The following is a 10,742-nucleotide window of genomic DNA, read 5'->3' as shown; positions in this document are numbered from 1 at the left end:
GGCGGCCAGTTCCGTCACCGTCACCGTGGCCCCGGTGTAGCCGGTCGCGGACGATCCTGCGGCCGCCCGATCAGCAACAGCACCGGCGGGCAGTCGAAGACCTCGTCCTTGATCTGCCGGCACATCCCCATGCCCCCCATGGGCACGGCCTCGCCGTCCAGGACGCACACGTCGATGCCACCCCGGTCCAGCTCGGCGATGACCGCCTGGGGCGTCGCGCACTCCAGGAACTCGACGAACGGCACATCGGGGGCAGGGCGCCGGCCGGCGGCCAGCCGTACCTGCTCGCGGGTGTTGGAGTCGTCGCTGTAGACCAGCACCGTGGCGGTCGGCTGCATTGTTCCTCCGAGACGTCAGCGTCGTACGGACAGGACCGATGCGCCGGATGCTACCCCCATGAACTCCCCGTCAACACCTGTTGGAACACCACTTCGATGGGCCATCCGGGCAGTACACACGGGGCGGACACTCCGAACGGCACCCCCCGGAGTGAGCGCGAGATAAGCGACCGACATAATGTCGGTCGTGGCGACAGCAACGACAGTAGATACCGGGCACGCGCACCCGTCGGTCAACCGGCCGAACCTCACCAGCGTCGGAACCATCATTTGGCTGAGTTCCGAGCTGATGTTCTTCGCGGCCCTCTTCGCGATGTACTTCACCCTGCGATCGGTGACCGGCGAGGCTCACTGGAAGGAGATGGCGAGTCATCTCGACATCCCCTTCTCGGCGACCAACACCACGATCCTGGTGCTCTCCTCCCTCACCTGCCAGCTCGGCGTGTTCGCCGCCGAGCGGGGGGACGTGAAGAAGCTCCGGGGCTGGTTCATCCTCACCTTCATCATGGGTGCGATCTTCATCGGCGGTCAGATCTACGAGTACACGAACCTGGTGAAGGAGGACGGCATCTCGCTCTCCTCCGACCCGTACGGTTCGGTGTTCTACCTGACCACCGGCTTCCACGGCATGCACGTGACGGGCGGCCTCATCGCCTTCCTGTTCGTCCTGGGGCGCACCTACGCGGCGAAGAGGTTCACGCACGAGCAGGCGACCGCGGCCATCGTCGTGTCCTACTACTGGCACTTCGTCGATGTCGTCTGGATCGGCCTCTTCGCCACGATCTACCTGATCAAGTAGCCGGGGCCGGCTCCACGCGCCGTAGAAGCGCACTTTCCAGAAGCATCGACGCAGAAGATCCTGACACCGGGGTAATCCGTGAAAAAGCTCTCCGCACGACGACGCCATCCGCTGGCGGCGGTCGTCGTCCTACTCCTCGCGCTGGTGGGCACTGGGGGGGCCTACGCCTTTCTCGCGCCCGCGGGCAAGGCTCAGGCCGACGAGACCTCCCAGTCCCTGACGATCGAGGAGGGCCAGAAGCTCTACTCGGTCGGCTGTGCCAGTTGCCACGGCACCAAGGGTCAGGGTTCGTCCGACGGCCCCAGCCTGGTGGGCGTGGGCGCCGCGGCCGTCGACTTCCAGGTCGGCACCGGCCGCATGCCGGCCGCCACCTCGCAGGGCCCGCAGGTCGTCAAGAAGAAGAACATCTACACCCAGGCGCAGATCGACCAGCTCGCGGCGTACATCGCCTCGCTGGGTGCCGGCCCCGAGGTCCCGACCTCGGAGCAGTACGGTTCGGACGGTGCCGACATCGCCAAGGGTGGTGAGCTCTTCCGCACCAACTGCGCGCAGTGCCACAACTTCGTGGGCGCGGGTGGCGCGCTGACGAAGGGCAAGTTCGCCCCGAACCTCGAGGGCGTAGCCCCGAAGCACATCTACGAGGCCATGCAGACGGGCCCGCAGAACATGCCGTCCTTCCCCGACACCACGCTGACGGAGAAGAACAAGAAGGACATCATCGCGTACATCGACGCGGTCAACAGCCCCAACACGGAGAACCCCGGCGGTCTCAACCTGGGCGGCCTCGGGCCGGTCAGCGAGGGTCTGTTCGCATGGATCTTCGGTCTCGGTGCCCTGATCGCGGTCGCCGTCTGGGTCGCCGCTCGGACCGCAAAGGCCAAGAAGTCATGAGTAGCCAAGACATTCCAGAAGAGAACCTGCCCGCTGAGCAGGACCACGCGCACGGCGCCGTGAGCGTGGCGGACGAGAGGGATCCGTTCGCGGACCCGGGTCTGCCGCCCCACGAGCACCGGATCCAGGACATCGACGAGCGCGCCGCCAAGCGGTCCGAGCGCGTCGTGGCCCTGCTGTTCACGATCTCGATGCTGGCCACCGTCGGCTTCATCGCCTCGTACGTGACGATCCCGCACGACAAGTCGATCTTCGTCTTCCCGCTCGGTCACATCAGCGCGCTGAACTTCGCGCTGGGCATGACCCTCGGTACGGCGCTGTTCTGCATCGGCGCGGGCGCGGTCCACTGGGCCCGCACCCTCATGTCCGACGTGGAGGTCGCCGACGACCGGCACCCGATCGAGGCCTCTCCCGAGGTCCGCGCCAAGGTCCACGAGGACTTCCGGCAGGGCGCCAAGGAGTCGGCGCTCGGCCGTCGCAAGCTGATCCGCAACACGATGTTCGGCGCGCTGACCCTGGTCCCGCTCTCCGGTGTCGTGCTGCTGCGCGACCTCGGCCCGCTGCCGGGCACCTCGCTGCGCCACACGGCGTGGTCGAAGGGCAAGCTGCTCGTCAACATGAACACCAACGAGCCGCTGCGGCCCTCCGACGTCGCCGTCGGTTCGCTGACCTTCGCCAAGCCCGAAGGCGTCGAGGAGGACCAGGAGGACTTCCAGAACGTCATGGCGAAGGCGGCCCTGATGATCATCCGGCTGCAGCCGGACAACATCAAGGACAAGCGCGAGCTCGAGTGGTCGCACGAGGGGATCGTCGCCTACTCGAAGATCTGCACCCACGTCGGTTGCCCGATCTCGCTGTACGAGCAGCAGACCCACCACGTGCTCTGCCCGTGCCACCAGTCCACCTTCGACCTCTCCGACGGTGCCCGAGTGATCTTCGGCCCGGCCGGTCACGCCCTGCCGCAGCTGCGCATCGGTGTGAGCGAGGAGGGCTACCTCCAGGCGCTCGGCGACTTCGAGGAGCCCGTCGGTCCTGCATTCTGGGAGCGCGGATGAGCACTTCAGAGAACTCACAGTCCCGCGCCCGCGGGAAGGCACCGGCCGGCGAGCGTGTCGCCGACTGGGCCGACGGACGGCTCGGGATCTACTCCCTCGCCAAGTCCAACATGCGCAAGATCTTCCCCGACCACTGGTCGTTCATGTTGGGCGAAGTGTGCATGTACAGCTTCATCATCATCATCCTGACGGGTGTGTACCTGACGCTGTTCTTCCACCCGTCGATGAACGAGGTGGAGTACCACGGCAGCTACGTCCCGCTCCAGGGCCAGCTGATGTCCGAGGCGTTCAACTCGACCCTGCACATCTCCTTCGACGTGCGCGGTGGTCTGCTCATCCGGCAGATCCACCACTGGGCCGCGCTGATCTTCCTCGCCGGCATGTTCGTGCACATGATGCGCGTGTTCTTCACCGGCGCGTTCCGCAAGCCGCGTGAGATCAACTGGCTGTTCGGCTTCCTGCTGTTCGTCCTCGGCATGTTCACCGGTTTCACCGGTTACTCGCTCCCGGACGACCTGCTCTCCGGCACCGGTGTGCGCTTCACCGAGGGCGCGATCCTGTCGATGCCGATCGTCGGCTCGTACATCTCGTTCTTCCTCTTCGGCGGCGAGTTCCCCGGCCACGACTTCGTCGCCCGGTTCTACTCGATCCACATCCTGCTGCTGCCGGGCATCATGCTCGGCCTGATGGTGGGCCACCTGATCCTGGTCTTCTACCACAAGCACACGCAGTTCGCGGGTCCCGGAAAGAGCGAGAAGAACGTCGTCGGCATGCCGCTGCTGCCGGTCTACATGGCCAAGGCCGGAGGCTTCTTCTTCCTGGTCTTCGGTGTCATCGCGGTCATCGCGGCGACCACCCAGATCAACCCGATCTGGGCCATGGGCCCCTACCGGCCGGACCAGGTGTCCACCGGCGCCCAGCCCGACTGGTACATGGGCTTCGCCGAGGGTCTGATCCGCTACATGCCCGGCTGGGAGATCAACTTCTGGGGCCACACCCTGGTCCTGGGCGTCTTCATCCCGCTGGTCCTGTTCGGTCTGGTCCTGGGCGCGATCGCGGTCTACCCGTTCCTGGAGTCCTGGATCACCGGCGACAAGAGCGAGCACCACATCCTGGACCGCCCGCGCAACGCCCCGACCCGCACCGGTTTCGGCGTCGCCTGGGTCACCGTGTACATGGTCGGTCTGGTCGGTGGTGGCAACGACCTGATCGCCACCCACTTCCACCTGTCGATCAACGACGTCACCTGGTTCGTCCGGATCTTCTTCTTCGCCGGACCGGTGATCGCGTTCATCGTCACCAAGCGGATCTGCCTCGGCCTGCAGCGCCGGGACCGCGACAAGGTGCTGCACGGTCGCGAGACCGGCATCATCAAGCGGCTCCCGCACGGTGAGTTCATCGAGATCCACGAGCCGCTCTCGCAGGAGCAACTGCACACCCTCACGGCCCACCACCAGTACGAGCCGGCCCAGGTCGGCCCGGCGGTGGACGAGAACGGTGTCGAGCGCAAGATCAAGGGGTCCGAGAAGCTCCGCGCCAAGCTGAGCAACGCCTACTACGGCGAGGACAACCAGATCCCGAAGCCGAGCGTCGAGGAGTACAAGGAGATCACGAGCGGCCACGGCCACCACTGATCGACGGCGTCGCCACGCCACGGTCGAAGGGCCCCCGTCCGTACACCGGACGGGGGCCCTTCCCCGTGCCCGGGGCTGGATAGGGTGAGCTCTGAAACCGTTTTTCCCGCCGGTACGACACTCAGGAGCGGCCTTATGAGCGCTGTGACCCCCGCTGGAGGCGACACCGCGGCGGGCCGTTCCTGGCCCGGGGTGCTGAACGCGCTGCTGTACGGCCAGGACCAGAGCGCCGACGCGACGGCCTGGGCGATGGACCAGATCATGCGCGGCCAGGCCACCGACGCCCAGATCGCGGGCTTCGTGGTCGCTCTCAGAGCCAAGGGCGAGACGGTCGACGAGATCAACGGGCTCGTCCGCACGATGTACGAGCACGCCAACGTCATCGAGGTGCCGGGCCGCACCGTCGACATCGTCGGGACCGGCGGTGACGGCGCGAAGACGGTGAACATCTCCACGATGTCCGCGCTGGTGGTGGCCGGCACGGGCGCGAAGGTCGTCAAGCACGGCAACCGGGCGGCCTCCTCCGCCTCCGGTGCCTCGGACGTCCTGGAGAAGCTGGGCGTCAACCTCGACCTGACCCCGCAGCGGGTCGCCGAGGTCGCCGAGGAGGCCGGTATCACCTTCTGCTTCGCCGTCAGGTTCCACCCGGCTCTCAGGTACGTGGGCGCGGCCCGCGGCCAGTTGGGCATCCGCACGGTCTTCAACATCCTCGGCCCGCTGACCAACCCGGCGCGGGTCCGGGCCCAGGCGGTCGGCGTCGCGGATCCCCGCATGGCCCCCGTGGTCGCGGGCGTCTTCGCGGAACGCGGCAACTCCTCCCTGGTGTTCCGTGGCGACGACGGCCTCGACGAGCTGACGACGACCGCCACGTCCCGGGTCTGGACCGTCCGCGACGGCAAGGTCACGGAGGAGACCTTCGACCCCCGTGACGTCGGTATCGACCTGGTCCCCGTGGAGGCGCTGCGGGGCGGCGACCCGTCGTACAACGCGGAGGTCGCCCGCCGCCTCCTGGACGGCGAGACGGGCCCGGTACGGGACGCGGTGCTGCTCAACTCGGCGGCGGCGCTGGTGGCCCTGGACCCGGGCCCGGGAACGCTGGCCGAACAGCTCTCGGCGGGCATGTCCAGGGCCGCGGAGTCGATCGACTCGGGCGCGGCCAAGCGGGCCCTGGAACGCTGGGCGGCGGCGACGCACAAGTAGGGGCGGCGCGGAGTCCGGCACCGCCGGGCTCCGCCGTCGTGGCTGACCGCCGTCGCGGTAGGTCGCGGTAGGAAAGAGGGAACCGCTCCGTCCCGTCATCCGGACAGGAGTTGCGCGTCCGCGATCAGTTCACCTACGTTTTTCCCAGGTCATGAGTGACAGTCATGAGGCCCCGGCCGACTGTCCGGCAACCCTCCGTCCGTGGCGGGGTGCCCCGGGTGAGGACCAGGCCGTGGGCAGCGAGGTCCACGGCAAGCGCGGACCCCTCGTACACCAGGGGTCCTGGTCGTCGAGGAGCCTTCCGTGAGCAAGCGAATGCGATAGGGCCGCAGAGCCCCGCCTCCGCATCCCCCTTTCTTCCTTCCTGCCGTCGCTCGAGCGCGTCCGCTCGCACGGCGGATTCCAGCTGCGCTCACGGGAGTTCACCCATGTCTGTCTCCACCACTGCCTCCGCCCGTACCGTTTGTGCCCCGTTGTCCGTTCTGGGACGGGACGTCACCGTTCCGCTCGTCACCGGCGGCGAGGTCGGTTACGCCGCGCTCGACTACGCGGCCAGCGCCCCCGCCCTCCAGCGGGTCTGGGACGACGTGGCGGCGTACGCGCCCTACTACGGCAGCGTCCACCGCGGCGCCGGATACCTCTCCCAGCTGTCCACGGACCTCTTCGAGAACGCCCGGAAGACCGTCGCCGAGTTCCTCGACTGCCGCCCCGACGACCAGCTGGTCTTCACCCGCTCGACCACGGACTCCCTGAACCTCCTGGCCCGTGCCCTCCCCGCCGACTGCCAGGTCTTCGTCTTCGAGACCGAGCACCACGCCTCCCTGCTGCCCTGGCGGGACGCCCGGGTCAGCTACCTCGACGCCCCCCGCACCCCGCAGCAGGCCGTGGCCACCCTGGAGCAGGCGCTCGCCGACCGTGACCCGTACGGCCCGGCCCTGGTCTGCGTCACCGGCGCCTCCAACGTCACGGGCGAACTGTGGCCGGTGCGCGAGCTGGCCGCCGCCGCGCACGCGCACGGCGCCCGGATCGTCCTGGACGCCGCCCAGCTCGCCCCGCACCACCCGGTCTCGGTCCGCGACCTCGACGTCGACTGGGTCGCCTTCTCCGGCCACAAGCTGTACGCCCCCTTCGGCTCGGGCGTCCTGGCCGGCCGCGCCGACTGGCTCCGGACCGCCGAGCCGTACCTCGCGGGCGGCGGCGCCAGCCGCAAGGTGACCCGGCACGAGGACGGGTCGGTGGCCGTGCAGTGGCACGAGAGCGCCGCGCGGCACGAGGCGGGGTCGCCCAACGTCATCGGCGCCTACTCCATCGCCTCCGCCTGCAGGGCTCTGACCGAGGCGGGCTGGGACACCCTGGTCGCCCGCGAACAGCACCTGATCGCCGAGGTCCGCGCGGGCCTCGCCGAGGTGCCCGAGGTCAGGGTGCTCTCCCTCTTCGGCGACGACGCCCCGCGCGTCGGCGTGATCAGTTTCGTGGTGGAGGGCTGGAACAGCTCCCACTTCGCCGCCGCCCTCTCCGCCGAGTACGGCATCGGCGTCCGCGACGGCCTCTTCTGCGCCCACCCCCTGGTCAGGACCCTGCTGGGTTCCGATCCCCAGACCCAGGGCGAGTGCGGGGCACCGGAGGCGGCACCGGGCGAGAAGTCGCTGAACGCGATCCGGGTGAGCTTCGGCGCGGGAACGCCGGACGAGCACGTCGAGCGCTTCGTGAACGCCGTGAAGCGACTGGTCACCGACGGCGCCCAGTGGACCTACCGCACGGAGGACGGCCGCTGCGTCCCGGCGGTGTGATCAGCGCCCCTACGGGGCGCGTCGCAGCCGGCGGCGCCTGCTAGCTGTCCAGGCCGATCGCGAACGCCGCCTCCAGGTCGTGCTGCGAATACGTGCGGAACGCGACGTGCGTGTCCGTGGCCTCCACGCCCTGGATCTTGCTGATCCGGCCCGGGATGACCTCGGCCAGGTCCTCGTGCTGCTGCACCCGGACCATGGCGATCAGGTCGTACGTACCGGTGACGGAGAAGACCTCGCTGACGCTCTCCAGCGCGGCGATCTGTTCCGCGATCTCGGGGATCCGGTCCACGCTGGTCTTGATGAGGACGATCGCGGTGATCACGGCTGGTTCTCTCCCTCGGGAGCCGGAGCTGGGGCGGTCCTCACTTTAGTCGTACGGCGATACCTCACCCAGGCGTAGCCGAAGCCGAGGCCGAAGCCGACCAGGTGGGCGAGGTAGGCCACGCCGGGGCCGGAGGGGGCCCGGTCCAGCGCCAGCCACTGCAGGGCGGCCCAGAACGGCAGCACCACCCAGGCCGGGAACCGCAGCGGCAGGAAGAAGAGGAAGGGCAGGAGACTGGTCACGCGGGCGCTGGGGAACAGGTAGAGGAATGCCCCGAGGACCGCCGAGATCGCCCCGGACGCCCCCACCAGGGACTGCTGGGACGAGGCGTTGGCCGCCGCGTAGCCGAGCAGCGCGAGGTAGCCGCAGCCGAGGTAGAAGAGGGTGAACTCCACCCGGCCCATCCGTTCCTCGGTCATCGCCCCGAAGACGAAGAGGAAGAGCATGTTGCCGAGCAGGTGCACCCAGCTGCCGTGGATGAACAGTGCCGTGGCCGGGGTGAGCACCTCGCCGACCGGACCGTCGAACAGATCGGCCGGAACCACCCCCCACCCCCGGAAGTACGCCCGCTGCGCCGCCGCAAGGGCCTCCCCGGTGCCGTAGGAGGTGGTGAGGCCGGAGGCGGGCCCGAGAACGAAGATCAGGCAGCACACGGCGATCAGGGCGTACGTCATGGGCGCGGATGTCCCCCGCAGGCCCCGCAGGGTCCGGGCGGCCGTCGTGTTCCAGTTGCCGATCATGGACATAGAGCATGGCGTAACGGGACGCAACCACGCAGATCGCCTCGCCGCCGTGGACAGGGCGGCGTCCGGTACCCGCCAGGCCGTAGGGTTACGAGCCACACGCGTCGGGACGGCGCGTCACGGACACTAGAAGGAAGCGAACAAGCCACGATGACGGTTCCCCTGCCGACCGCCTCCACGCGGTGGCGCTGCACCCTCTGCGGCAATCTCACGCGCTTCGACGTGACCCGCTCGTCGAAGGTCGTCGAGTACGTGCACCTGGACCTGGCCGGTGAGCCCAGCGTCGAGGAGCGCGAGGTGGTCAGTGAGACCATCGAGTCGGTGCGCTGCCGCTGGTGCAACGCGGTGGACCAGGTGGAACTCGTGGACAGGCCGGGCGCCGACTCCTGAGACCGGGAGCGGCACCGCACAGGTGATGGGGTGTGACGGATGGTGGAGACCACAGGCGGGGGGCCGGGCGACGGCACCGCCGAGGTGCTTGACCGTCCGTTGCCCGACGGCGTGCGACGGCGTGTCGTGCAGATCGTCTCGGACGGGTTCGGCGGACTGACCGTCGGCGAACTGCCCGCGCAGCTGCGGCAGTATGCCCGGTTCGCTCCCAATCGCCGGGCCAAGTTCGCCGGCAACGCCATGGCGGCCGCGCTGGAGACGGACCCCCTCTTCCGGCAGCGGATCGGGGAGAAGCTGAGAGAGGCCCAGCCGGAACTGGCCGGCGCCCTGGACTCCGGCTCCCCGCCCCCGGCCGCGGACCCGCTCGATGTGGCGGCCGCGGCCTACGTACTGCGCCCGACCGACTGGGTGAAGCTCGTGACGGCGGCAGGCGAGGAGGCCCAGCGGGCGGACGCCGAGCGGGCCGGCGAGGAGAGCCGGGCCGAGCTGGAGCGGCTGCGCGAGGACCTGGACCGGGCCCGGGAGCTGACGCGTACCGAGACGGACCGGCTGCGTGCCGAACTGGACGCGGCGAAGAAGGAAGCCGAATCGCTTCACCGCAAGCTGCGCGCGGCCGTCAGCGACGTCAGGCGCGGCGAGGCCGCCCTGCGCAAGGTGCAGGGCGAGCTGGAGACGGTGCGGGCCGAGGGGCAGAGCCAGGTGTCCGTCGCCGAGAGCGAGAGCCGGCGGCTCAAGGCGCGGCTCGGCGAGGTCGAGGCCGCCCTGGAGGCGAGCCGCCGGGCCGCCCGTGAGGGGCGCAGCGTCGAGGACATGAGAGTGCGGCTGCTGCTCGACACCGTGCTGGAGGCGGCCCAGGGTCTGCGCCGCGAACTGGCGCTGCCACCGGTGTCGGTGCGCCCCGCCGAGACGGTGGACGCGGTCGAACCGGGCCGGATGACCCCGAAGGACATCGCGGCGCGCGCCCTGTCCGAGCACGACCCGGCCATTCTCAACCAGTTGCTCGCCCTGCCGCAGGCGCACCTGGTCGTCGACGGCTACAACGTCACCAAGACCGGTTATCCGCAGATGCCGCTGGAGAAGCAGCGGCTGCGGCTGCTCGGCCAGCTCTCCCAGCTCGCCGCGCAGACCGGCGCCGAGGTCACCTGTGTCTTCGACGGCGCCGAACTGGCCGCGCCGGTGCTGCTCGCCCCGCCGCGCGGGGTCCGGGTGCTCTTCTCGAAGCCCGGTGTCACCGCGGACGAGCTGATCCGCCAGCTGGTGCGCGCCGAGCCGCCGGGCCGCCCGGTGATCGTCGCCTCGACCGACCGCGAGGTCGCCGACGGGGTGGCGAAGGCGGGTGCCCGGCCGGTGGCTTCTGCGATGCTTCTGAAGCGACTGTCCTGAAAGTTCAACATGCATATTCAATGCCCGAATTGACCGAACCGTCACGCAACGTAGTGTCAATCGGGCATCACGGCAGGTTAGTTATGTGCAAAGAGTGCGTTGCGTGACCAGATTTTTGGCTCCTGGGTTTGAACTGATCACAGGAGGGTCACTAGGGTCTGGGCTCGAACCTCCACACGGGTGATCACTCAAACGAA

The 10,742-nt window shown here is 69.0% G+C and carries 10 protein-coding genes, 1 pseudogene and 1 riboswitch; of the genes and pseudogenes, 8 read left to right on the top strand and 3 right to left on the bottom strand.

Features of this window, described 5'->3' with window-relative positions:
• Positions 1 to 53 precede the first annotated feature (53 nt).
• Positions 54 to 338 (bottom strand): annotated as a pseudogene (locus tag ABZ646_RS11355) (hypothetical protein); the annotation flags it as partial.
• Between the two features lie 178 nt (positions 339 to 516).
• Here ABZ646_RS11355 and ABZ646_RS11350 point away from each other — a divergent pair.
• The 6 genes from ABZ646_RS11350 (at position 517) to ABZ646_RS11325 (ending at position 7,707) form a co-directional block, all read left to right on the top strand.
• Positions 517 to 1,137, top strand: coding sequence for a heme-copper oxidase subunit III (locus ABZ646_RS11350; RefSeq protein ID WP_132886330.1), 621 nt, complete (start codon positions 517 to 519; stop codon positions 1,135 to 1,137).
• Positions 1,138 to 1,215: 78 nt separating this feature from the next.
• Positions 1,216 to 2,028 carry a cytochrome c gene (locus tag ABZ646_RS11345; protein WP_360516088.1) on the top strand — a complete coding sequence of 271 codons (813 nt, stop codon included), beginning with the start codon at positions 1,216 to 1,218 and terminating at the stop codon, positions 2,026 to 2,028.
• The gene (locus tag ABZ646_RS11340) at positions 2,025 to 3,083 is read left to right on the top strand and encodes a Rieske 2Fe-2S domain-containing protein (RefSeq protein WP_360516085.1); all 1,059 of its coding nucleotides are present in this window, start codon (positions 2,025 to 2,027) and stop codon (positions 3,081 to 3,083) included. The genes ABZ646_RS11345 and ABZ646_RS11340 overlap by 4 nt, the downstream gene beginning before the upstream one ends.
• The gene (locus tag ABZ646_RS11335; RefSeq protein ID WP_360516082.1) at positions 3,080 to 4,717 is read left to right on the top strand and encodes a cytochrome bc complex cytochrome b subunit; all 1,638 of its coding nucleotides are present in this window, start codon (positions 3,080 to 3,082) and stop codon (positions 4,715 to 4,717) included. The genes ABZ646_RS11340 and ABZ646_RS11335 overlap by 4 nt, the downstream gene beginning before the upstream one ends.
• A gap of 135 nt (positions 4,718 to 4,852) precedes the next feature.
• Positions 4,853 to 5,917, top strand: coding sequence for an anthranilate phosphoribosyltransferase (trpD, locus tag ABZ646_RS11330; RefSeq protein WP_360516079.1), 1,065 nt, complete (start codon positions 4,853 to 4,855; stop codon positions 5,915 to 5,917).
• A gap of 147 nt (positions 5,918 to 6,064) precedes the next feature.
• Positions 6,065 to 6,181: riboswitch (SAM riboswitch) on the top strand.
• Positions 6,182 to 6,345: 164 nt separating this feature from the next.
• On the top strand, positions 6,346 to 7,707 hold the full coding sequence (locus ABZ646_RS11325) for an aminotransferase class V-fold PLP-dependent enzyme (RefSeq protein WP_360516076.1): 1,362 nt from the start codon (positions 6,346 to 6,348) through the stop codon (positions 7,705 to 7,707).
• Positions 7,708 to 7,747: 40 nt separating this feature from the next.
• Here the strand turns inward: ABZ646_RS11325 and ABZ646_RS11320 are convergent, their stop codons facing one another.
• Both ABZ646_RS11320 and ABZ646_RS11315 read right to left on the bottom strand, forming a co-directional pair.
• On the bottom strand, positions 7,748 to 8,029 hold the full coding sequence (locus tag ABZ646_RS11320) for an Lrp/AsnC ligand binding domain-containing protein (protein ID WP_133028212.1): 282 nt from the start codon (positions 8,027 to 8,029) through the stop codon (positions 7,748 to 7,750).
• Entirely contained in the window at positions 8,026 to 8,769 is a 744-nt protein-coding gene (locus ABZ646_RS11315; RefSeq protein WP_360516094.1) for a rhomboid family intramembrane serine protease, read from the bottom strand. Before ABZ646_RS11315 ends, ABZ646_RS11320 begins: the two co-directional genes overlap by 4 nt.
• A 153-nt stretch (positions 8,770 to 8,922) precedes the next feature.
• On the opposite strand from ABZ646_RS11315, the gene ABZ646_RS11310 reads away from it, so the two are divergent.
• Together ABZ646_RS11310 and ABZ646_RS11305 are read left to right on the top strand one after the other, a co-directional pair.
• Positions 8,923 to 9,162 (top strand): hypothetical protein, encoded by a 240-nt coding sequence (locus ABZ646_RS11310; RefSeq protein WP_360516073.1) that lies wholly within the window; start codon positions 8,923 to 8,925, stop codon positions 9,160 to 9,162.
• A 39-nt stretch (positions 9,163 to 9,201) separates the two neighbouring features.
• Positions 9,202 to 10,545 (top strand): NYN domain-containing protein, encoded by a 1,344-nt coding sequence (locus ABZ646_RS11305; RefSeq protein ID WP_360516070.1) that lies wholly within the window; start codon positions 9,202 to 9,204, stop codon positions 10,543 to 10,545.
• Positions 10,546 to 10,742: the final 197 nt, after the last annotated feature.

This window comes from Streptomyces sp. NPDC007162 (assembly GCF_040634175.1).
Classification (GTDB): domain Bacteria; phylum Actinomycetota; class Actinomycetes; order Streptomycetales; family Streptomycetaceae; genus Streptomyces.
Note: the sequence above shows the minus strand (reverse complement) of the source record. Positions and strands in the feature narration are given on the sequence as shown.